General features: G+C 40.8%; 20 protein-coding genes. 16 read left to right on the top strand and 4 right to left on the bottom strand.

Going from position 1 to position 22,675, the window contains the following annotated elements:
* The first annotated feature begins 26 nt into the window (after positions 1 to 26).
* From R9C00_04145 to R9C00_04130, 4 genes are all read left to right on the top strand, one after another.
* Positions 27 to 1,472: an SDR family oxidoreductase gene (locus R9C00_04145; GenBank protein ID WPO36638.1), complete on the top strand. Its 1,446-nt coding sequence runs from the start codon at positions 27 to 29 to the stop codon at positions 1,470 to 1,472.
* Between the two features lie 688 nt (positions 1,473 to 2,160).
* The gene (locus tag R9C00_04140; GenBank protein ID WPO36637.1) at positions 2,161 to 6,327 is read left to right on the top strand and encodes a PAS domain S-box protein; all 4,167 of its coding nucleotides are present in this window, start codon (positions 2,161 to 2,163) and stop codon (positions 6,325 to 6,327) included.
* Between the two features lie 248 nt (positions 6,328 to 6,575).
* Positions 6,576 to 6,938: a phage holin family protein gene (locus R9C00_04135; GenBank protein WPO36636.1), complete on the top strand. Its 363-nt coding sequence runs from the start codon at positions 6,576 to 6,578 to the stop codon at positions 6,936 to 6,938.
* Positions 6,935 to 7,351, top strand: a complete 417-nt coding sequence (locus tag R9C00_04130) for a hypothetical protein (protein ID WPO36635.1) — start codon at positions 6,935 to 6,937, stop codon at positions 7,349 to 7,351. The genes R9C00_04135 and R9C00_04130 overlap by 4 nt, the downstream gene beginning before the upstream one ends.
* On the opposite strand, the gene R9C00_04125 is transcribed toward R9C00_04130, so the two are convergent.
* Entirely contained in the window at positions 7,348 to 7,773 is a 426-nt protein-coding gene (locus R9C00_04125; GenBank protein WPO36634.1) for an IPExxxVDY family protein, read from the bottom strand. The genes R9C00_04130 and R9C00_04125 overlap by 4 nt on opposite strands.
* Before the next feature lie 91 nt (positions 7,774 to 7,864).
* On the opposite strand from R9C00_04125, the gene R9C00_04120 reads away from it, so the two are divergent.
* The 4 genes from R9C00_04120 to R9C00_04105 all read left to right on the top strand — a co-directional run bounded on the left by R9C00_04120 (position 7,865) and on the right by R9C00_04105 (position 11,273).
* Positions 7,865 to 8,101, top strand: a complete 237-nt coding sequence (locus R9C00_04120) for an acyl carrier protein (protein ID WPO36633.1) — start codon at positions 7,865 to 7,867, stop codon at positions 8,099 to 8,101.
* 114 nt (positions 8,102 to 8,215) lie between these two features.
* Positions 8,216 to 9,469: a beta-ketoacyl-ACP synthase II gene (gene fabF, locus R9C00_04115; protein WPO36632.1), complete on the top strand. Its 1,254-nt coding sequence runs from the start codon at positions 8,216 to 8,218 to the stop codon at positions 9,467 to 9,469.
* A 62-nt stretch (positions 9,470 to 9,531) separates the two neighbouring features.
* Entirely contained in the window at positions 9,532 to 10,212 is a 681-nt protein-coding gene (gene rnc / locus R9C00_04110) for a ribonuclease III (protein WPO36631.1), read from the top strand.
* A gap of 98 nt (positions 10,213 to 10,310) precedes the next feature.
* Positions 10,311 to 11,273, top strand: coding sequence for a rhodanese-related sulfurtransferase (locus R9C00_04105; protein WPO36630.1), 963 nt, complete (start codon positions 10,311 to 10,313; stop codon positions 11,271 to 11,273).
* 58 nt (positions 11,274 to 11,331) lie between these two features.
* On the opposite strand, the gene R9C00_04100 is transcribed toward R9C00_04105, so the two are convergent.
* From R9C00_04100 to R9C00_04090, 3 genes are all read right to left on the bottom strand, one after another.
* A complete protein-coding gene (locus R9C00_04100) occupies positions 11,332 to 11,745 on the bottom strand; it encodes a DUF6691 family protein (protein WPO36629.1) in 414 nt (137 codons plus the stop codon).
* Between the two features lie 27 nt (positions 11,746 to 11,772).
* Positions 11,773 to 12,333: a YeeE/YedE thiosulfate transporter family protein gene (locus tag R9C00_04095; protein ID WPO36628.1), complete on the bottom strand. Its 561-nt coding sequence runs from the start codon at positions 12,331 to 12,333 to the stop codon at positions 11,773 to 11,775.
* A gap of 144 nt (positions 12,334 to 12,477) precedes the next feature.
* A complete protein-coding gene (locus tag R9C00_04090) occupies positions 12,478 to 12,804 on the bottom strand; it encodes a rhodanese-like domain-containing protein (GenBank protein ID WPO36627.1) in 327 nt (108 codons plus the stop codon).
* Between the two features lie 371 nt (positions 12,805 to 13,175).
* Between R9C00_04090 and trpS the strand changes: the two genes are divergently transcribed.
* The 8 genes from trpS (at position 13,176) to R9C00_04050 (ending at position 22,632) form a co-directional block, all read left to right on the top strand.
* Complete coding sequence (trpS, locus tag R9C00_04085; protein WPO36626.1) at positions 13,176 to 14,144, top strand: tryptophan--tRNA ligase; 969 nt, start codon at positions 13,176 to 13,178, stop codon at positions 14,142 to 14,144.
* 162 nt (positions 14,145 to 14,306) lie between these two features.
* A complete protein-coding gene (dnaN, locus tag R9C00_04080) occupies positions 14,307 to 15,440 on the top strand; it encodes a DNA polymerase III subunit beta (protein WPO36625.1) in 1,134 nt (377 codons plus the stop codon).
* Positions 15,441 to 15,583: 143 nt separating this feature from the next.
* A complete protein-coding gene (locus R9C00_04075) occupies positions 15,584 to 16,294 on the top strand; it encodes an outer membrane beta-barrel protein (protein ID WPO36624.1) in 711 nt (236 codons plus the stop codon).
* 461 nt (positions 16,295 to 16,755) lie between these two features.
* The gene (gene uxaC / locus R9C00_04070) at positions 16,756 to 18,156 is read left to right on the top strand and encodes a glucuronate isomerase (protein ID WPO36623.1); all 1,401 of its coding nucleotides are present in this window, start codon (positions 16,756 to 16,758) and stop codon (positions 18,154 to 18,156) included.
* Between the two features lie 77 nt (positions 18,157 to 18,233).
* Complete coding sequence (locus tag R9C00_04065; GenBank protein ID WPO36622.1) at positions 18,234 to 19,283, top strand: sugar kinase; 1,050 nt, start codon at positions 18,234 to 18,236, stop codon at positions 19,281 to 19,283.
* A gap of 71 nt (positions 19,284 to 19,354) precedes the next feature.
* The gene (locus tag R9C00_04060) at positions 19,355 to 20,575 is read left to right on the top strand and encodes a 6-phosphofructokinase (protein ID WPO36621.1); all 1,221 of its coding nucleotides are present in this window, start codon (positions 19,355 to 19,357) and stop codon (positions 20,573 to 20,575) included.
* A 1-nt stretch (position 20,576) separates the two neighbouring features.
* Positions 20,577 to 21,248 carry a bifunctional 4-hydroxy-2-oxoglutarate aldolase/2-dehydro-3-deoxy-phosphogluconate aldolase gene (locus R9C00_04055; GenBank protein ID WPO36620.1) on the top strand — a complete coding sequence of 224 codons (672 nt, stop codon included), beginning with the start codon at positions 20,577 to 20,579 and terminating at the stop codon, positions 21,246 to 21,248.
* A 76-nt stretch (positions 21,249 to 21,324) separates the two neighbouring features.
* Entirely contained in the window at positions 21,325 to 22,632 is a 1,308-nt protein-coding gene (locus tag R9C00_04050; protein ID WPO36619.1) for an MFS transporter, read from the top strand.
* The last annotated feature ends 43 nt before the right edge of the window (positions 22,633 to 22,675 follow it).

Here is a 22,675-nt window from a genome sequence, read left to right as displayed (position 1 = left end):
CATACATCTATGAAACATCACCAAGCATGAAAGTTTTACTAACTGGAGCAAATGGATACATTGGGCGGAGACTTTTACCCGTGCTTTTGGAAGCCGGGAACGAAGTAATTTGCTGCGTGAGGGACAAAACTCGTCTCTCCCACCCTAAGCACAAAAACCTACACATATTTGAAGCTGATTTTCTAGAAGGAATAGATATAAATACTGCTCCTTTGGACTTTGACATAGCTTTTTTCCTTATCCACTCAATGGGCTCATCACTTAGAGGTTTTGAAACCTTGGAAAAACGCACCGCCCTCAATTTCAAAACTTATATAGAGCACTCCACCGCCCAGCAGGTCATATTTCTGAGTGGAATTTCCAATGCGGAAAACCTCTCCAAACACCTCACTTCTCGCCTACAGGTAGAGTCCTACCTAAAAAGCGACAAGTATGCGCTCACTATTCTAAGAGCCGGAATTATAGTAGGCTCAGGAAGTGCTTCTTTTGAAATTATACGGGACTTGGTGGAAAAGCTCCCTGTGATGATCGCCCCTCGCTGGCTCAATACGCTGTCCCAACCTATTGCCATCCGCGATGTCATCAAATACCTCATGGGGGTAATGCTCCACCCCGAGTGCATGAACCAAATATTTGACATTGGCGGTGCAGATGTACTGAGTTACAAGCAGATGTTGCTTGACTTTGCCAAGGTAAGAAAACTCCGAAGGTGGATTTTTACCCTACCCGTAATGACTCCACGACTTTCTTCCTACTGGTTGTTCATGGTCACTTCTACTTCTTACAAACTTGCCGTTAACTTGGTAGACAGCATGCATGCCGAGGTAGTCGCCAGAGATAATAAACTATCTAAATTACTTGAGATAAAACCCATTGCCTACAAAACAGCGGTTCAGTTAGCTTTTCAGCGAATTGAGCAAAACATGGTTATTTCTAGCTGGAAAGATTCGCTGGTAAGCAGCACCAAACACAACACCCTCGCCGATTATGTGGAAGTCCCGACCTATGGATGTTTCAAAGACCACAGGTCAAGAAAACTGGAACACCCCCAAGAAGATGTAATCAAAAACATTTGGTCGATTGGAGGAGAAAAGGGCTGGTACTATGGAAACTTTTTGTGGAAAATAAGAGGAGTAATGGACAAAATGGTAGGTGGAGTTGGGCTAAGGAGAGGAAGAACCAACTCCGACCAGATAAACGCTGGAGATGCGTTGGATTTTTGGCGGGTACTTTTGGCAGAGAAAAACAAGGGAAGGTTACTGCTATATGCTGAAATGAAATTGCCTGGCGAAGCATGGCTCGAATTCAAATTAACTAAAAAGAATGAGCTTACATTTATAACCCAAACAGCTACTTTCCGCCCGAACGGTCTCTGGGGTAGGGCTTATTGGTACCTTGTACTCCCTTTTCACTTCTTTATTTTTGAAGGCATGTTAAAAAATATAGAACGATCTTATCCAAGCTATTCTTAACCATTCCAAAATCAAAGCTATTTCCAAAATAACAACCTGATTTCTTTATTTGGACATTATTTTTTTTATATATTTAACATATCACTTTGGGTAATAAGGGAACAAATAAGTGAAAAAAACTTGATTTGACCTCAAGCTAATCAATGAGCTTTTTGGCTTATTGCATTGCACATTGAAATAGCCATCCTATTTTTATAACATGACAGATTCCTCCAATAGTAGGCTGGATAATAGTATAAGCAGCAAAATACATGTAAAAAAACGCTTGTTAGATTTTACAAGCCCTACAGTAGCTTTGTGGCTTTTTGTTCTTATTTGCTCTTCTTCTCTTATCGGTGGCAATTCACAAACAAGCCTATTGATACTGATGTCGTTAGGTATAGTTTCTAGCCTATTTGCCTCAAGTATTACAAGAAACAAATTTAGCCCTACTTTGCGTACGTGGCTATTACTCTTGCCTATCAGTCTTATCTGTATATTTCAATGCGTTCAGGCAGGCTTTTCGCGCGCTTCTTGGAGTTTCATCGCCGTTTTCATCGCTCTAGCAACTGCTCTTGTAAGTTCATCTGTAGCCGAAAAACAAGCATATATTCTTTTATTTCCGACTAGTATTGTTGGTACCAGCCTTTTAGCTTTAGGGTTTAGCCCCCCCCCTCTTGTAACTTATACAGCTAGCTACCTATGCTTTTTGGTCATTTTAGTAATTGCCCTAGCCAATACTTATCAGATCCATAGGAAAGCTCTTCTTTCTAATTTAACCTCTTCTCAAGACAACTACAAGAGATTGGGCAACCTTGCAGATGATTCGCCCATAGTTCTCTACCGGTTTCAGCTCAAGCCTTTCCACAAGCTACTCTATGCAAATAAAACCTCTGAATTAATGACTGGGTATCCTCTTGAGGTACTTTATGCCGATGATGCCTTTTGGCAAAACCTTGTACACCCAGAAGATATAGAAAAAGTAAGAGGTATGGATTTAAACAAGCCTCTTATAGTGAGATGGATCAAACAGGATGGAAACACTATTTGGATCGAGCACCACCCAAGAACGATTATGGAAAATGGTGAGGTCGTAGCAATAGAGGGAACTATCTGGGACATTACCAGCAGAAAAAAACTGGAGGAAGAACTAGCAGAACATCGCAAAACCTTGGAAAGGCGTGTGAGCTCACGTACTGCCCAACTGGAAACTCTTAATGAAGAACTCTCTTCCACCAATGACCAATTGGAAATGAAAAACATCCAACTTGAAAAGGAGGTGGAAATCAGAAAAAATTTACAAAAAAAGCTCGCTCTCAACGAATTAAAATTCAGGAGTTTCATACAACAATCATCGGAAGGGATTGCCTTAATCAATGATAATGGAAAGGTTTTGGAATGGAACCAAACTATGGAAGAGCTTTTTGAAATAAACAAAAACGATGCAATAGACAACTATATATGGGAAATAGAACACCTCGTTCTCCCGCAAAATAAAGAGGAAAGGAACAAGCTGATTAATATAAAAAAGGAGATTGAAAACTTGTTGGTAAACAACCCTGACCACAAACTAATCACCCAACTAGAACATACGATACAGCCCAAAAGTGGGAAAATAAAACACCTCTCTCTCACAATTTTTGAAATAGAAACACAAATGGGGCGGTTTTTTGGAAGGGTTACCCGGGATATTAGTTATGAAAAGGAAAAAGAAGAGCAGCTAGCTCGCTACCAAAACTACCTTGAATCACAGGTAGAAAAACGGACAGAAGCACTTAAAGTAAGTAAAGAAAACTACCGGATTATTTTTGAACAGGCTGCAGATGCTATTTTCTTGGGCGACGTAAAGGGCAATGTATTGGCTATGAATAAAAAAGCTGCTTTGCTCACTGGGTACAGCCCAACAGAATTGCTAGGAAAAGATTCGATGATACTGTTTGACCCTGAGTCAATTGAGAAGAAGCCTTTTCGTTACGATTTAGTACTTGGGGGAGAAAACGTCATTATTGAGAGAAACATTGTCACGAAAGATGGTACTACTGTGCCCATAGAGATGAATTCTTGCCTACTTTCAAACCAGCAAATACAGATTCTTATGCGTGACCTTTCCGAAAGGAAAAAAGTAGAAGAATCATTAAAAAATAGTGAAGAAAAGTTTTCGAAAATATTCAAGTACAACCACTCTATCATCATCTTGATGGACCTAGAAACCGCTGCAATCATAGATGCCAATGACGAAGCCTTGGCTCTATTTGGGTTTGAAAAAGACCAGGCTTTGGGCAAAACATCAAACGAGCTAGGTGTATTTACAGAGGAAAAAAGAATGGAGCTTTGGGAAGATTTAGTTGAAAAAAGCTATTTTGAAGCCCAGGAGTTGGTTATTCATAAAAAAAGTGGAGAAAAAGTATTCTGTATAACTTATGGGGAAAAAATAGAGGTAGGAGGAAAAGAAGTTGGACTCATCCAAGCACACAATATCACCCAGATAAAAACAGTAGAAAAAGACCTTCTTGCCAAAAACAAAGCATTAAAAGCCGCAGAAGAAGAGCTTTTAGCAACTATTGAAGAACATCAGGCAGCAAATGATGAACTGGAATTAAGGAACAAAGAACTCCGCGATGCGGTAATGCAACTCAAGAACAACGAGGAGAAATACCGCATGCTCTATGAACATAACTATGATGCGGTAATCTTGATGAAAGGCACCGAGTTTTATGACTGCAATACAAAAGCTGAAAAACTTTTTGGGGTAAAAAAGGGTGTATTCGAACACAAACCTCCTTTCTTATTTAGCCCCAAGCACCAGCCAGACGGGCAGCTTTCTACCGAAAAAGCTATACAAATTCTAAACGGACAACTTCCGCCTCGCTTCGAATGGTTGCACCAAAAAGAAGATGACACGCTATTGTATTGCGAAATAACTGTAAGTGCTTTTGAATATAGCGAGCAAAAATATTCTCAAGTAATTATTCGGGACATCACTGAGAAAAAGCTTGCCGAAGAAGAACTAACACACAAGAATCAACTCATAGAAAATATTCGAAAAGGTGTTTCTTCCAAAGTAGGCAAAGTATTCTTTGAAACTGTAGCATCCCAAACGGCAAAGGTCATAAAAGCAGATTTCACTTATGTAGGAGAGTTGATCGAACACGATGACCCAGCAAAAGTACAAGTAAAAACCATTGCTTTTTGGCAAGAAGGTCATGTTGCTGAAAACTTCACGTATGACTTAGAAGGCAGCCCCTGCCAAGGAGTATTCAAGAAACAAATGAGTATGGTGTACCCTTCCGATGTAGCGGCTCAATTTCCCAAAGACCTTCTCCTTACCGAACTAGAAGTGGAAGCATATGTAGGCACCCCGCTATGCAACAGCAAAGGAAAACCAGTAGGCATTATCGTGGCGATGAGTAAAAAAATGTTGCAAGACACCAAGGGTATTATGCAGGTATTAGAAATTTTCTCTGGAAGAGCAGGTGCCGAACTTGAAAAATTAAAGATAGACAGAGCCTTGCTGGAAAGTGAAGAGCGTTTTCGTTCTACATTTGAGCAAGCTGCAGTTGGCATTATCCATTTAAAACCAGACGGCAGCTTTGGCAAAATAAATAAAAGGTTCTGCGACATTGTTGGCTATACCCAAGAAGAGCTTTTAAAGAAAGATTTCCGAAGCCTCACCCACCCCGATGATTTAAAATCTAATATAGATATTTTTCAACAGCTCCTCAAAAGGGAGATTCAAGATATCTCTTTTGAAAAAAGATATATTCATAAAAAGGGCCATACGGTTTGGGTAAACCTAACTACCACACATCTGTATAATCCCGACAACACCCCAAAATATGCACTAACCATAGTAGAAGATATAACCCGACGGAAAAATGCAGAACTAGAACTGGAAAGATACCAGAACACACTAGAGTCTCTGGTAGAAGAACGCACAGGACAAATACAGAAGCTTAATGACGAACTTACTTCCAAGAATATACAGTTAGGAGACTATAACCAAAACCTTGTTAAGCAAAAAGCTGAACTAGAGCAGATTCTCAAGACTTTAAAGAGTACACAATCTCAGTTAGTGCAAAGTGAAAAAATGGCTTCACTTGGTGTACTAACAGCAGGGATAGCTCACGAAATAAACAACCCTGTCAACTTTATTAGCTCTGGGCTTCAGGGGTTAAAACTGGCTATCAAAAATATCATTGCCGTTCTCCACAAATACGAAGCGGTAGACCAGGAGCATTTTACTGAGCAAATAGAAGAAATTGAAAAGCTAAAGGAGGAAGTCAAGTTTACATTTTTGCTGGATAACCTCGAGAAAATAAGCCGAAACATGGAAAATGGAGTTATAAGGACTTCTGAGATCATCAAAGGCTTAAGGACTTTCTCTCGCCCAGACAAAGGCGAACCCATTCCTACGAATATCCATGACAACTTGGACTCAGCCCTTACCATTTTACACCACCAGTACAAGTATATGGTAGGTATAGAAAAGGACTATGGCGACATCCAATTTATCGATTGCTATCCTAGCGAGCTCAATCAGGTATTTATCAATATTTTAGGAAATGCTATACAAGCACTGACAGAGAAAGTGGAGAAAGAAAAAGACTTCAAAGCAACTATTTTGATATCCACTTCTCTTACCAAAAACAAAAAATATGTGCTTATAAAAATCAAAGACAATGGAAACGGCATCCCCAAGGCATCTATCAAAAAGATTTTTGAACCTTTTTATACCACCAAAGATGTAGGCAAGGGTACGGGACTAGGGCTGTCTATTAGCTATAGTATTATCCAAAAACACAAAGGAGAAATACAGGTAGACAGCCAAGAAGGGAAAGGCTCTGAGTTCATAATTAGCCTGCCCGTATCACAATAAACCCGTGCTTATCCCAAACCTCTTCCCCACATTCCTGTTTTATATACTATAAAGGTTGTAGGTTTCCTTTATAGCATTAATATTTGTAGGAATTCGGCAAAAGGCAAATTTGGTTTGCAAAACAGGCACATTTCCAAAATACTAAGAGATTTATCTCTTCAAGAGAATAGCCTCTTCGCTTTTTCAGCCCGAACAGGCTAAATAATTAGACTGAGTTAACGTACAGCATTTTTTAACTAGGAATAGCAATGTCCGAACAAAAGGAGAAAACAAGGTTTAGTGATAAACTTATCGATAATGTAATAGGCTTGTTTGAGACGTATCTCAATATTCTCAAGCTGGAAATCAGAAATGGAGCTGCCGCTACTTTTTCTATCCTCATAATAGTGGTAGCGGGAATGACCATGGTTACTTTCGCCATGATGATGTTTAGTATAAGCTTAGCGTGGCTGCTCACAGACCTTTTTGAAATTAACAAGACACTAAGCTTTTTTATAGTGGGCATGATCTATATCCTCATGCTTATCTTATTAATAGCCATGCGGAAACCTCTAAAACAGAGGCTAGATATGTTTATGGATAACCAAATCGAAAACGCAGAAAAAAATTGAACGAAGAACTAAAGGCACAAAAAGAGACGCTCAAAAAAGAAGCGGAACAGTACCGGAACAATATCAAAGCCCAGATAAACGGCACGGTAGATAATGTAGAGAATGCAGGCAAAAACGCCCTGATAGCTGGTGGTATATTATTGGTAGGCTACGGGCTATTCAACCTCCTTTCGGGCAAAAGGCAACGGACGGAGTACATCACCCAGGCTACGCCCCCTACCTCTTCAACAGCAAGTTCTAGTGAGCAAGCTCCTGTAAAACAAGTGTATGTAAAACCAAAAAGGACATCCTACTTTGGAAAATTGCTAAAAGAGCAGCTAGTGATGATGGTGGTAGATGTAGCAAGAAAATCGATCAAAGATATTTTGACCCCAACAGAGCCCACCTCCCCAAAAACAAAAAAAGAAGACTAGAACATTAAGTTATCTTTACTTTTGAGTAGATTTGCATCGAATTTTTTTACATACTGGACTATAGGGATTTCAGATAGCACTTGTAAGCTATCATCAATAGACCCATAACCAGTTTGGTTTTCGACAACTAAGAAGAAATCAAAGCTCTCGAGTTCGGGAAGGATGTAAGGCTTGATATTTTTTGAGCTAAAAACGGATTTGTTTTTTATAAGCCTAAAAGTGTTGTGTACAGTTGCAAAATAAAAATTCAACACCTGTACAAACTGTTCGTTCAGAAAGTTAAGTTCTAAATCATCAACTTTCACCAAACGGATATCCAATGCTCTATTAAGCTCCCAGGCCATTTTATAAGGTCTTGCAAATGAAGCAATTCCAATCAATTCAAACTCATATAGTATTTCGAGCTCCAGCTTCTCAGTCATCAAAACGAAAGTAAAATTTATAGCAAATTTTGGCATTCAATGTTTTAATATATTTATTTGCATCTAATTACAAAAAAAAGCTAAAAGGATTATGTCAGAAATCGCACAAAAAGTTAAAAAAATCATAATCGACAAGCTAGGAGTCGAAGAATCAGAAGTTACTCCTGAAGCTAGTTTCACTAACGATCTTGGTGCTGACTCACTAGATACTGTGGAGCTTATCATGGAGTTTGAGAAGGAATTCAACATTTCTATTCCTGATGATCAAGCTGAAAATATTGCGACTGTTGGTCAAGCAATATCCTATCTTGAAGAAAATGTAGGTTAATGATCAGGATCACTCCTGGAGAAAACTTAATAAGACCTGCCAGGTTAGAATTCTGAAAATGATTCTAATACTGACAGGTTTTTTTTTAATGAAAAAACCATAATCATTGGCTCTATGGAACTCAAAAGAGTAGTAGTAACAGGATTAGGAGCATTGACCCCCCTTGGCAATTCCGTAGAAGAATACTGGGAAGGCCTTGAGAACGGTGTAAGTGGTGCTGCCCCAATCACTAAATTCAACGCAGAAAAATTCAAAACACAGTTTGCTTGTGAGGTTAAGGGATTCAATCCTGAGCCTACCATCCATCGTAAGGATGCCCGCAAGATGGACTTATTCACTCAATATGCCGTGGTAAGTGCTACACAAGCCATGGAAGATTCAGGTCTTGACCTAGAAGCTGTAGATAAAAAACGATTTGGAGTAATTTGGGGATCGGGTATCGGTGGTATTACTACCTTCCAAGATGAAGTAACTAACTTCAACTCTGGAGATGGGACACCTAAATTCAATCCATTTTTTATTCCTAAGATGATTGCCGACATCAGTGCTGGCTTCATCTCTATCAAATATGGTCTTCAAGGACCTAACTTCGTTACTGTTTCGGCTTGTGCATCTGCTACCAATGCTATGATCGATGCCTTCAACTACATTAGGTTGGGCAAAGCTGATCTTTTTGTAACAGGAGGATCGGAAGCTGCTGTAACTGAAGCTGGCGTTGGGGGTTTTAACGCATTGAAAGCCCTTTCTGAAAGAAACGATGACCCAACCACGGCTTCTCGTCCTTTCGATAAAGAAAGAAATGGTTTTGTACTTGGCGAAGGCGCTGGCGCACTTATATTAGAAGAGCTAGAGCATGCAAAAGCTAGAGGCGCAAAAATATATGCAGAGTTAATTGGAGGAGGTATGTCAGCCGATGCTCACCACATCACGGCTCCACATCCAGAAGGGCTAGGTGCTGCACAAGTGATGATAAATGCCTTGGACGATGCCGGAATCACCAAAGAAGAAGTTGATTATATAAATGTTCATGGCACTTCTACTCCACTAGGCGATACTAGCGAAGTACAGGCTATTGCCAAAGTATTTGGCGAACATGCTTATGAAATGAATATCAGTTCTACAAAATCAATGACTGGTCACTTACTGGGAGCCGCAGGTGCCATAGAAGCCATTGCAACGATATTCGCTATCCAAAAGCAAACTATTCCTCCAACTATCAACCACTTCACCGACGATGAAACCATCGATCCTAAGCTGAACCTCACGTTCAATAAAGCTCAGAAAAGGGAAGTGAAAGTTGCCCTAAGTAACACATTTGGCTTTGGAGGCCACAATTTTTCAGTATTGCTCCGCAAGTACGAAGAATAAACATAGTGCATTATAGATATCTGTTCCGCTGGTTTTCTAAACATTCTGAAAGAGAAAAAAAATTGAGTCGTGCCGTAAAACATATTACAGGCACGGCTCCTCTTAATATCTCTTTATATAGCTTGGCAATGAAGCATACTTCCATTGCCGAAACAAACAACGTGGGCTTTCGCGAGTCAAATGAGCGCTTGGAATACTTAGGAGATGCCATCCTTGGCGCAGTGGTTGCCGAATACCTCTTCAAAAGATTCCCCTACAAAGACGAAGGCTTTCTTACTGAAATCCGCTCACGGATAGTAAACCGAGAGTCGCTCAACAAACTTGCCCGTAAAATAGGTCTCAACGAACTAGTGGAGTTTGATGGGAAAAAGAAAAGCCACCAATCGCACAAATCTCTCTATGGCGATGCCATGGAAGCTTTTTTGGGTGCTATGTACCTCGATATGGGCTTCAAGTTCACCAAAAAGTTCATCATCCGAAAGCTCATCATGCAACACTATGACCTCAAAGAGATCATAGACACGACTACTAATTTCAAGAGTTCCATTATAGAATGGTGCCAAAAGCACAACAAGGACTTTAACTTTGCCATTGTGGAAGAAACAGGTTCTAACCACAAAAAGCAGTTCAAGACCAAATTGGCTATTGATGGAAAAGAAATAGCTGAGGGAAGTGGATACAGCAAGAAAAAAGCAGAGCAAGACGCTGCCAGAAAAGCTTGCGATCACCTAAAAATCTTATAAACAGCTCTTTTCACCATCATTTTCCTTTCTTCCATTTCCTCAATTTATTTATCTTTGCAGGCTAAATTTTATTTATCACTTAGTTTACGCCTAAGAAGATGGAACAAAAAGAGTATTATGTACTGCTGTACTATTGCTACAGCCCTATCGAAAACCCTGAAGTTTTCCGCGAAGAACACCACGAACTTTGCCTTTCTTTGAATTTGCGAGGAAGAATTATCATCGCAAGCGAAGGACTGAACGGAACTGTTTCAGGTCTTAAAAAAGATTGCGAAGCCTACATGGAAGCAGTGAAAGCCGATCCTAGGTTCAGCAAGATCGACTTTAAAGTGGATGAGCACGATAAACATGCGTTCAAGAAGCTGAATGTCCGTGTGAAGCAAGAAATCGTCCACTCGGGACTTACCCACCTAGATCCCAACAAAGTAACAGGAAAGCACCTAGAGCCTGCTGATTTCAAGAAAATCATGAATGATAAGGACGTGGTTCTTGTAGATATGCGCTCTAGCTACGAACACAGCATTGGCAGGTTCAAGGGAGCTATCACGCTCGATATAGAGAACTTTAGGGACATGCCAGAAAAGGCAGAAGAGCTAGAAAAAATAAAAAATAAAAAGGTAATCACCTACTGCACAGGAGGAATCAAGTGCGAAAAAGCGAGTGCATTTTTAGTGGAGCAAGGTTTCGAAGATGTATACCAACTTCATGGCGGTATCATCAAATATGGTCTTGAGGAAGGAGGAGAAGATTTTGAAGGCCAATGCTATGTATTCGACAGCCGGGTAACGGTGGATGTGAACAAGGTAAACCCTACTGTGATAAGCGAATGCTATGTGTGCGGAACTAAATCTGACCACATGGTAAACTGCGCCAACACGGAGTGTAACCGGCACGTACCCATCTGCGAAAGCTGTATGGAAAAAATGGAAGGTTGCTGCTCTACAGAATGCGTAGAGCATCCCGCCAAAAGACCTTGGAACATGGATGGTTACTACAGCAAAGAGCAAAATGGATACAATCCTTATAAAGATGCCAAAAGATTGAGAACTGTTTCTGAGTAGTACACAAAAGGCGAGCTTTTCAGCTCGCCTTTTTCATAAATCCAACATTCAATTCCTCTTAGTGTGGTAATTTGCTTCGAACAGCACCATACACGAAAGCACCGAATACTGCACTCAAAAGCACCACTACAAATACGGTAGCGCCATTTCCAATCAGTGCATATACCGGTCCTGGGCAAGCCCCTGTAAGTGCCCAACCTAAGCCAAATATTGTCCCTCCATAAATATACCTTTTCCAGCCTTTTTCCTTCGCCTCCAGTATTATGGCTTTTCCCGAAAAAGATTTGGCATGCAGTTTTTTGATGGCAAGCATCAAAAGTACGCCCAAACCAACTGCTGACCCAATAATCCCATACATATGAAAGGAATCGAACAAAAACATTTCTTGGATCCGATACCACGAAACGGCTTCGGATTTAATTAAAACTATCCCGAAAAATATGCCTATCAAAAATATCTTTATATATCTCATAATGTGTTGTTGCTAGTTTAAAAAGCCCTACAAAAAACTTAAAAGAGGGAAAATAAAATAAACCATAGCCAAGCCTCCTAAGAAGAAACCGACCACCGCAATAAGCGAAGGAAGTTGCAAATTGGAAAGCCCAGTGATGGCATGGCCTGAGGTACAACCTCCTGCCCAGCGCGTTCCAAAACCTATGAAAAACCCGCCGACCACCATGAATATAATCCCTTTGGCGGTAAGCAAACTTTCCCAGTTAAAAAGCTCCTTGGGCAATAACCCATCGGGGGCTGCAAAGCCCCATTCATTCAACTGGACTATTGTCTCAGCCGAAATTTCTGGAGTTCTACTTTGCAAAAACACATGTGAGACTATCCCCCCTACCAACATGCCAAAGACGAAAACGAGCCTCCAAGCATCTTTTTTCCAATTCCGATCAAAAAACTTCACCTTTTTGCCAGCACCAGCCAAGGTACAAAGCTGCTCAAGCGATGTAGAGACCCCAAACGTCTTTCCCGAAAAGATGAGCAAAGACATTACAAGCGTAATTAAAGGCCCTGATACGTACCAAGGCCAAGGTTGTTTTATCAATTCTAACATGTTAATTTATAGCTGTTTGCAAAGAACCATCAATGCGTTCTTCTCTGATAGTATAACATAAAAAAATCCCTAAACCGGAACGGAGTCCACGGCATAGGGAATGTAAACACGTTTCATTACAAATAAGTTGCTTTAGACAAAAGCCTAAAGAGCACCCTCTTCAGTATCTCCATGCCAGCCCAAAATGCCACCGTGCAAATTGTATAATTCACCAAAACCTTGGCTAGCCATCAGCTCGCAAGCACTTGCGCTCCTTGCACCACTTCGGCAATACACAAAATAGCTTTTATCTTTTTCAAGTCCGCTTACTTTATCTGCAAAATCGGGGCTGCGGAAATCAATAGCGATAGCGCCTGGAATATGTTCCACCTCCACTTCTTCGGGTGTACGCACATCCAACAAAACCGCATTTTCGGTTTCTCCAAATGCCTCTTCAAATTCTATTGAGGGTAAATTCTGAAAACTTGCCATGTTATTTCTGTTTGGGTTTTAAAGATATTCTGAGGTAAAATTAGCTTAAAAAACAGAAAAGAGGGGTGTTCTGTTTGATCAAACACGAAAAAACCTCGACCCTTAAAGCCGAGGTTCAACATATTTGAGATTAATACGGAAACGTAAATTAAAAGTAAGAGAATAGTATTGTTATTCTATATGCTGAAAACAACCCCTTATGGCAAATCGTTCAAAACCCCATCTTTTTTTCAAAAGTTCAGCAACTCGCCCAAAAGTATTTCCTCAAAGGGCTGAATTTTTAAACTTACTCTTATAGTTTTGCTAATTGATTTAGAACACAGATCCAACTGATTTTTTATAAAGTTGGAGCGATAAAATAACCGCATAAAATGTCTAGAATATTAACAGGAATACAGAGTAGTGGCAGGCCTCATATGGGCAATATTTTGGGAGCGATAAAGCCTGCGATAGAGCTTTCCCAAGACCCTGCCAACGATTCATTTTTGTTCATTGCCGACCTGCACTCTTTCACCACCATAAAAGACGGGGAAGAACGTAAGGCAAACACCTATGCGGTAGCGGCAGCATGGCTTGCTTTTGGGTTCGATACGGACAAAAACACATTCTACCGCCAATCGCAAATTCCAGAAGTGTGCGAGCTTAGCTGGTACCTGAACTGCCTTACGCCCTACCCTATGCTTGCCAATGCACACTCCTTCAAAGATAAAGCTGATAGGCTTGCGGATGTGAATGCCGGGCTTTTCACCTATCCTGTACTTATGGCCTGCGATATATTATTGTACGATGCCGAGCAAGTGCCTGTAGGAAAAGACCAGCAGCAACACCTCGAAATTACCAGAGACATTGCCAGTACATTTAACAAAATGTACGGAGAGACTTTCGTGATGCCAGAGGCCAAGATCAACCAGAACCTTATGGTAATACCAGGTACAGATGGGCAAAAAATGAGCAAATCGTACAACAACTATATCGATATCTTCTTGCCAAAAAACAAGCTTAAAAAACAAGTGATGGGCATCCAGACTGACAGCACCCCATTAGAAGACTCAAAGGACCCTGATACCTGCAATGTATTCAAACTGTATTCTCTCCTAGCCAGCCCAGAACAAGTGGAAGAAATGAGGGGGAAATATACAGGTGGCAACTACGGCTATGGCCATGCAAAAAAAGAACTTCTCGAACTCATGTTGACAAAATTTGAGAAAGAGCGAGAGATTTTTGACCATTACATGACCAACCTCGACGAACTGGAAGCAAAACTAAAAGCCGGTGAGGAAAAGGCAAGAGTAATAGCAAGGGCAAACCTCCAAAAAGTGAGAGAAAGAATTGGCTTTTAAGCTTTCCCAAAAAAGATAAATACTAGCCTTACTTATTGCCGAAATAATGGCAAATAACCGAGGTTTTTTTTGAAAAAAACATATTTTTACATAAATGTGCCGAGATGTCGGATTTCTCCGACGACTCTCGGTCTTACTATATAAATTCAATAAACTACAGATATGAAATTCATAGTTTCTTCCTCTAATTTGCTCAAGCAGGTCAATAGCATCATCAGTGTGATACCTCCCAATCCGGTGGTACCTATCTTAGAGAACTTTCTGTTTGAAATAAAAAGTGGTGCGTTGAAAATCACCGCATCGGACATGCAGACTTCTATCATCACCCATGTGGAAATAGAAGCCAGCCCAGAGGATGAGGCAAGCATAGCCGTACCTGCTAAAATCCTAGCCGATACGCTCAAAAACCTTCCTGAGCAGCCAGTCACCTTCACCATTGACACCAAAGAAAGCTTCAGCATAGAGCTAAGCTCGGACAATGGCAGGTACAAGCTTGGAGGGGAAAATGCTGTTGACTATCCTAAAATGCCCGAGCTTACCCAATCATCTTCAGTGGAAATTCCTTCGGGAGTGTTGCAAGATGCAATGGCTTACACGCTATTTGCCACTAGTAACGACGAGATGAAAATGGCAATGAATGGGGTATATTTCAACATCAACGAAACCAACGCCAGCTTTGTAGCTTCGGATAGCCACAGGCTTATTCGCTACAGAAGGGAAGACTTGACCGCAGAAGGCGAAACATCACTTATCGTCCATAAAAAAGCTCTTACCCTGCTCAAAAGCTCTCTTCCTTCAGAAGATGTGATTATAAAGATGGATTACACCAGTTCAAATGCAGTGTTTAGCTTCGATAATGTGAAGCTCATTTGCAGGCTGATAGACGAGCGTTTCCCAGATTACGAAAACGTGATCCCTTTGGGCAACGACAACCTCGTGACCATCGACAGGCAAGAGTTACTTTCTTCGCTTAAGCGTTTGGTTATCTACGCCAATAAGTCGACCAACCAAGTAAGGTTCAAGATTACGGGCAACGAGATGCAGGTTTCTTCGGAAGACTTGACCTACTCTAACGAGGCTACCGAGCGTCTTTTCTGTGACCACGATGGCCCAGACTTGGAAATCGGGTTCAATGCTAAGTTTATGCTCGAAATCCTCAACAATCTTTATTCAGAAAAAATCGTGTTGAAACTTTCGGAACCAAGTAGCGCTGGCTTGGTAACTCCAGAAGAGAGCGTAGAAGGAGAGGATATTTTGATGCTGATTATGCCAATTATGTTGCACAACTACGTGTAGGGAAAATATATTTATTTTGAGCCCTCCCATCGGACCGATGGGAGGGCTTTTTCATTAGTAGAGAAAAGCCTTTTCCATTATAAGTAGGTAAATCAAGAAGGCTACTTATCTTTGTTAAAAAACAAATTACACATACTCTCAATATGAAATATAGCTACAAAATTATAATAGGCCTTGCAATGCTTATGGTAAGCGCTCAGTTGACAAATGCACAAGATGCCGTTTATACCAAATTTATGATAGGCAATTCTTCTCCCTTTGCCGATTTTGCTAGCAACGATGAGAAAAAAGGGGGCTATGCACTCAGTGGTCTAGGAATGGGGCTAGAAGGTGTTGCTTTTTTCGATTGGATAGGCTTAGGCGGTGGAGTTTATTACAACCTCCATTCTTATGATAATGCTACATTCATCAAGCAATTCAACAATCAATTTCCTAATGCCGGCGAACTGACCTTCGATGCAAAAAAATACAAAGCGTGGACGTTTTTGGTTGGCCCTTATGCTAAGGCAAATATTTCGGACAAGTTCAAGCTAATTGGTAAGTTGAAAATTGGAGCGATGACCGCCATAGCTCCCGAAACTTATATAAAACTTGACCCTCCTTTTGGCGACCCTGAAGAGCTGAACATAAAATATGGAAAGGGAACAGACGTAGCCTTCAATGGTGGCATAGAACTTATGTACCTCATCAATGATGCCTTTGGCGTAAGCTTCAATGTAGAAGCAACCCACAGCTCACCAAAGTATGAGTTTTGGAGAAACAACCCTAGCACTGGCTTTTTTGAACCAGTCGAGCTTGAGCAAAAAATCAGCTTTGTAAACATAGGTTTGGGCTTCAATTTTATTGTTGAATAATTAATTGTCACAACAACTTATTACCCAAAACCTCTTTTGGATTATTCTTATAATCGCAAAAGAGGTTTTTCGTATTCTCTCCACATTTTTTACGAATATTTTTAATCCACGCCACTCTTCACCTCCTTGGTAATAACCTACAGAATTGGATATCAAAAGCCTTATTTCTCAACAAGTTCCAGCCATCTGCATAATCGTTTAAAGGGTTGTGATAGTAATAAGCAGAAGCCCTTTGTTACTCCAAATTCACGGGAACGTTATTGGTAGCGTTCCCGTGAAAAAATATTGTTTTAAGCTTATTTAAGTCTATTTTTTTAGGTAAAATTGAAAACTCTGAAGAGGACATGTGTCAACTAAACAAGCTTTTTGGAAGCTTAAAAAGAAAACATAAATACTCTGAGAATAACGCTTGATGAAGTATCCTTCTTACCTAAGATACTTTGACTAAAAACAGTTAGAAAATGAAAAAATTCCTAGACGAAAGCTTTATCCTTGAAACTCCTACAGCAGAAAAGCTTTTCCATGGGCACGCCAAGGAAATGCCAATTATTGATTACCATTGTCATCTACCACCTGAAGACATCGCAAGCGACAGGCAGTTTGCCAACCTAACAGAAATTTGGCTGGAAGGCGACCATTATAAATGGCGTGCGATGCGTACCAATGGCGTGGACGAAAGGTACTGCACAGGTGATGCAACTCCTTTTGAAAAGTTTGAAAAGTGGGCAGAAACTGTTCCTTACACCATGCGCAACCCACTCTATCACTGGACGCACATGGAGCTCAAGCGCTACTTTGGTATCGATAAAATCTTGAATAAGGAAACAGCCAAAGAAATATACGACGAGTGCACGGCAAAACTCCAAACTCCAGAATACAGCGTAAGGAACTTGCTCAGAAAAATGAAGGTGGAAGTAGTTTGTACCACAGACGATCCTGCCGACTCGCTCGAGTTTCATCAGAAAATAAAAGAAGAAGGCATTGACATTAAGGTATTGCCAACTTTCAGACCGGACAAATCGCTGGCTGTTGAAGATACCTCCACGTACAATGCTTATATAGATAGCTTGGCCACTACCGCCAAAATCAACATCACAAATTTAGATGAACTGAAAGAGGCACTTACTAGTAGGGCTGAGTTTTTCAACGAAATGGGCGGAAGGCTTTCTGACCACGGACTGGAAACTATATATAACGAAAATATTTCGGCAGGCGAAGCCAAAGTACTCTTTGCCAAAATCCGATCAGGCATCGAGCTTACAACCGACGAAATTGCCATGTTCAAATCGCATATGTTGGTTTTCTTAGGCGAGCTCTACCATACATTGGGCTGGACACAACAATTCCACCTTGGAGCACTTCGCAATAATAGTAGCCGAATGGTAAAGCTTTTAGGTCCTGATACAGGGTTTGATTCTATTGGTGATTTTGAGATTGGCAGACCGCTTTCAGGCTACCTCAACAAGCTTGATACCAACGACAAACTAACCAAAACGATTCTTTACAATCTCAACCCTAGGGACAATGAGCTGATGGCCACCATGATAGGCAACTTCAATGATGGTTCGGTTGCGGGTAAGATGCAGTTTGGTTCGGGCTGGTGGTTTCTCGACCAAAAAGATGGGATGCAAAAGCAGATGGAAGCACTTTCCAACATGGGGCTATTGAGCCGCTTTGTAGGTATGCTCACCGACTCTCGCAGCTTTCTTTCTTTCCCTCGCCACGAATATTTCCGCCGTATCCTGTGCAATATGCTGGGCAACGATGTGGAAAACGGCCTACTTCCTAACGAAGAAAAATGGCTGGGCGAAATGGTAGAAAACATCTGCTACAATAATGCAAATAATTTCTTTGGGTTCTAAACCCAAGTCATTGATAATCAGCTCCTATAGAGCATATAGTTTGTTTAACTAATTAAATAATAAAAGACCTGATTCTTATGTCTAAAAAAATCGTAACATTCGGCGAAATCATGTTGAGGCTAGCTCCTCAAGGGTTCTTAAGATTTTCTCAAGCTAACTCATTCGACGTGGTATATGGCGGTGGTGAATCTAACGTAGCTGTTTCTTTGGCTAACTATGGCCTAGATGTTGAATTCGTAACCAGACTTCCTAAAAATGACATTGGAGAATGCGCATTGATGGAAATGAGAAAAAGAAACGTAGGAACTAACCACGTTCAATTTGGTGGTGAGAGATTAGGTATCTATTTCTTGGAAACTGGTGCTGTAAGTAGAGGATCTAAAGTAGTATATGATAGGGCACACTCTTCTATGTCTACAATAGAGCCTGGCATGGTAGATTGGAAAGAAGTATTCAAAGGCGCTGGATTCTTCCACTGGACAGGTATTACTCCTGCTATCTCTCAAAGTTCTGCAGATGCTTGTTTAGAAGCAGTAAAAGTTGCTTCTGAAATGGGCGTAACTATCTCTACGGACTTGAACTACAGAGCTAAGCTTTGGAAGTATTGCGACGATGCAAAAAGAGAAGAGATCATGACTGAGCTGACTTCTTACTGCGACATCGTTCTTGGAAACGAAGAAGATGCTGAAATGCACTTCGGCATCAAGCCAGAAGGTATCTCTGTTCAGACTGAAGGACACAACGTTAAAGCGGAAGCTTTCCTTTCAGTTTGTAAGCAAATGATGGAAAAATTCCCAAGAGCTAAGAAAGTAATAACAACCTTAAGAGGTTCTATCTCGGCATCACACAACACTTGGGCTGGTGTATTGTACGATGGTTCTAAATTGTATGAAACCAGACAATACCAAATCACTGATATTGTAGATAGAGTTGGTGGTGGTGATTCGTTCATGGGTGGATTAATCTACGGATTATTGACTTACCCTAACGACGACCAAAAAGCACTTGACTTTGCCGTTGCTGCATCTTGCTTGAAGCACACTATTAAAGGTGACGCTAACTTGGCTACTGTTGCTGAAGTTGAAAAACTAATGGGCGGTGATGCATCTGGTAGGGTTGCTAGGTAGTTAAATCAAATTTTTATGGGAGTAGATAGATAATATGTGTATCTACTTCCTTTCTTTTATACCACAAACTCATGTCGAAAAAATCTATAGCCATATTATGCGGAGGAGGACCTGCCCCAGGTATCAATACTGTAATAAGTACTGTGGCTAAAATTTTCCTTAAAGATGGCTACAGAGTAATTGGCATCAATGGAGGGTATCGAGGACTTGTCTCTGAAAATCCAGACACAGTTGATTTCAATTTTATCATGGCCGATCAGATTTTCAGTAGAGGAGGATCGTCGCTTGTAATGAGTAGGTACAAGCCAAAAAATGAAGAATTCAAAACAGACTTCTTTGTAAAAAACAATGTCCAACTTCTAGTTACTATTGGAGGAGATGATACAGCCAGCACGGCCAACAGGTTATCGCAATACTTAACGGAGCATGATGTAAACGTAAAGAACATCCATGTTCCCAAAACTATTGACAACGACCTCCCACTTCCTGACAGAAACCCAACATTCGGTTTTCATTCGGCCAAGGACGAAGGCGTTAAGATTAGCAACACGATATATGAAGATGCGGTAACCAGTAACAACTGGTTCGTGATGTCTGCCATGGGGCGAAGTGCTGGACACTTAGCATTCGGTATTGCTTCAGCATGCCATTTCCCAATGCTGATCATCCCAGAGATGTTCAACAAGACCAAATGCTCTATCGATAAGGTAGTAAACCTTATCGTATCGTCTATCTTGAAGCGGTTGATAGAAGGCATTTACTATGGCGTAGCTATGATTAGCGAAGGTGTATTCCACATCATCGACGAAGAGGAACTAAAGAATTCTAATATATTGCTGAGCTACGATGACCATGGCCATCCTGAGCTAGGAAACATCAGTAAGTCTAACATATTCAACGTACTGGTACAAAACAAGCTCAAAGAATTAGGCATTACGATCAAAAGTAGGCCAGTTGAGCTAGGTTATGAACTAAGGTGTTGTAGACCTATTGGGTTTGACTTAACGCTTTGTACACTATTAGGAATTGGTGTTAAGAAATTGTTTGACCAAGGAATTACGGGTTGTATAGTTACGACTAACTCTAGAGGTGACGTAACGCCGATGTACTTGTCCCAATTCGAAACAGAGAATGGAGCGATAAAACCTAGACTAGTGGATATAGAGTCTGAGTTCCCTCAGCTAATTTTTAGAAACCTACATTTCATTGACGAGGACGATTACCCAGCATTAGCTAAACTCGTTCCCAACCCTGAAGAATTTAATTTTAATAAAATATTAAACTGGAAATAAAATGGCAAGATTCACAAGAATTGAAGTTGCTTTGGCAATGAAAGAAACAGGAATGGTTCCTGTGTTCTACAACAAAGACATCGAGCTTTGTAAAAAAGTATTGAAAGCTTGCTACGACGGTGGCGTAAGAGTATTCGAATTTACCAACCGTGGCGACTTTGCTCATGAAGTATTTGCTGAGCTAAGCAAGTTTGCTGCAAAAGAGACCCCTGAGCTTTGCCTCGGCGTTGGGTCAATCGTAGATGCTGGAACTACTTCATTGTACATCCAGATGGGTGCTGACTTCATCGTTTCACCAATCTTGAACCCAGAAATGGCGAAAGTTTGTAACCGCAGGAAAATCGGGTGGTCGCCTGGATGTGGCTCGCTTACCGAAATTTCTTATGCTGAAGAATTAGGAGCAGAAGTTGTAAAAATCTTCCCTGGTGCCCAAGTTGGAGGTCCTGAGTTCGTAAAAGCGGTGAAAGGTCCTTTCCCTTGGACTAGCATCATGCCTACAGGTGGTGTTGAGCCAACTGAAGCAAGCCTTAAAACTTGGATTGGTGCAGGTGTTCACTGCGTAGGTATGGGCTCAAAACTCTTCCCTAAAGAAGCTATTGCAAGCGGGGACTTTGGAGCTATCACCACCATCTGCAAAGATGCATTGGCTACCATAAAGAAGTTGAGAGGCTAGAGAATACCAGAGCATGTAGAGAAATCTACATGCTTCTTAATATGAAAATGATTTTTTACAAATAAAACTCAGAAATATGTCCAAAATCAAACCAGCTGTTAGCACATATAGGTATCGAATTCTCGCGATGCTCGTGTATGCTACCACGATTAACTACTTCGATAGAAGTATTATCGGTGTACTAGCACCTACCCTTGAAAAATTATTCCATTGGAGCAATAATGATTATGCAAATATCATGATTGCTTTCAAAGCAGCCTACGCACTAGGTATGCTTACAATGGGAGGAATTATCGACCGCCTAGGAACCAAAAAGGGGTACACTCTTTCAATTGCTATTTGGAGTCTTTTTGGCATGTTGCATGCCCTCGTAAGACCAGCATTTAGCATCGTTGGTTTCTCGCTTGCTCGTTTTGGGCTAGGTTTTGGCGAGTCTGGTCACTTTCCTGCCGCACAAAAAACAGTAGCAGAATGGTTTCCAAGAAAAGACAGAGCATTCGCTACAGGGCTATTTAATGCCGCTACCAGTATCGGTGCTATTGCCGCTCCTTTCGTAGTAGGTTGGATTGTAGCTGAAGATGGAACTAACTGGCAAATCCCTTTCTTGATCACCGGAGTCTTGAGTTCTATCTGGGTTATAATTTGGTTAAAAGTGTATAAAAAACCAGAGGTACACCCACAAGTATCTGACGCTGAACTAGCCTATATAAACAGTGATTCAGTTACAGAGTCTGAAGAAAAATTATCATGGTCTAAAGTACTTCCAAAACGTCAAACTTGGGCATTTGCCACTGCAAAAATCACCGATGCTGTTTGGTGGTTCTACTTGTTCTGGGGAGCAAAATTCCTTGCCGATACGTTCGACGTAAATATCAAAAATATTGGCGTACCTTTCTTGGTTATGTATTTATTAGCCGATGGCGGAAGTATCATGGGCGGATGGCTCTCTGGCGCATTCATGAATAAAGGCTGGTCTGTGAACAAAGCTCGAAAACTGACCCTTTTAATATGTGCCATCATCATTCTTCCTGTTGCTTTTGTAGCAATAACAGATAACAAGTGGTTGGCTGTTTTCCTTATTGGTCTTGGCGCCGCTGGTCACCAAGCTTGGTCTGCCAACATCTTTACCCTTGTTTCCGATGTATTCCCTAAAAAAGCTGTTGGTTCAGTTACAGGTATCGGTGGAATGATCGGTGCGGTAGCGGGTATAATTGGTGACAAAGCACTAGGTCAAGTGCTGGATACTGCTGGAAATACAGGCTATTTCTGGGCATTCTTAATAGCAGGTTCTTGTTACTTAGTTATCTTAGGAATTGTTCATCTACTGATGCCGGATATGGCTCAACTCGATGAAAACCTAAATCCAGTAGTGAAAAAAGCATAACATCCGCTTTTACATAAAACAACAAGCAGCTTTACTTTTAATT

This window comes from Flammeovirgaceae bacterium SG7u.111 (genome assembly GCA_034044135.1).
GTDB lineage: Bacteria > Bacteroidota > Bacteroidia > Cytophagales > Flammeovirgaceae.
Note: the sequence above shows the minus strand (reverse complement) of the source record. Positions and strands in the feature narration are given on the sequence as shown.

Bases quoted from the DNA above. Each gene is read 5' to 3' on its own strand.
- R9C00_04145 (WPO36638.1), top strand. From the start codon at position 27: ATGAAAGTTTTACTAACTGGAGCAAATGGATACATTGGGCGGAGACTT.
- R9C00_04135 (WPO36636.1), top strand. From the start codon at position 6,576: ATGTCCGAACAAAAGGAGAAAACAAGGTTTAGTGATAAACTTATCGAT.
- R9C00_04125 (WPO36634.1), bottom strand. From the start codon at position 7,773: ATGACTGAGAAGCTGGAGCTCGAAATACTATATGAGTTTGAATTGATT.
- R9C00_04120 (WPO36633.1), top strand. From the start codon at position 7,865: ATGTCAGAAATCGCACAAAAAGTTAAAAAAATCATAATCGACAAGCTA.
- fabF (WPO36632.1), top strand. From the start codon at position 8,216: ATGGAACTCAAAAGAGTAGTAGTAACAGGATTAGGAGCATTGACCCCC.
- R9C00_04105 (WPO36630.1), top strand. From the start codon at position 10,311: ATGGAACAAAAAGAGTATTATGTACTGCTGTACTATTGCTACAGCCCT.
- R9C00_04100 (WPO36629.1), bottom strand. From the start codon at position 11,745: ATGAGATATATAAAGATATTTTTGATAGGCATATTTTTCGGGATAGTT.
- R9C00_04095 (WPO36628.1), bottom strand. From the start codon at position 12,333: ATGTTAGAATTGATAAAACAACCTTGGCCTTGGTACGTATCAGGGCCT.
- R9C00_04090 (WPO36627.1), bottom strand. From the start codon at position 12,804: ATGGCAAGTTTTCAGAATTTACCCTCAATAGAATTTGAAGAGGCATTT.
- trpS (WPO36626.1), top strand. From the start codon at position 13,176: ATGTCTAGAATATTAACAGGAATACAGAGTAGTGGCAGGCCTCATATG.
- dnaN (WPO36625.1), top strand. From the start codon at position 14,307: ATGAAATTCATAGTTTCTTCCTCTAATTTGCTCAAGCAGGTCAATAGC.
- R9C00_04075 (WPO36624.1), top strand. From the start codon at position 15,584: ATGAAATATAGCTACAAAATTATAATAGGCCTTGCAATGCTTATGGTA.
- uxaC (WPO36623.1), top strand. From the start codon at position 16,756: ATGAAAAAATTCCTAGACGAAAGCTTTATCCTTGAAACTCCTACAGCA.
- R9C00_04065 (WPO36622.1), top strand. From the start codon at position 18,234: ATGTCTAAAAAAATCGTAACATTCGGCGAAATCATGTTGAGGCTAGCT.
- R9C00_04060 (WPO36621.1), top strand. From the start codon at position 19,355: ATGTCGAAAAAATCTATAGCCATATTATGCGGAGGAGGACCTGCCCCA.
- R9C00_04055 (WPO36620.1), top strand. From the start codon at position 20,577: ATGGCAAGATTCACAAGAATTGAAGTTGCTTTGGCAATGAAAGAAACA.
- R9C00_04050 (WPO36619.1), top strand. From the start codon at position 21,325: ATGTCCAAAATCAAACCAGCTGTTAGCACATATAGGTATCGAATTCTC.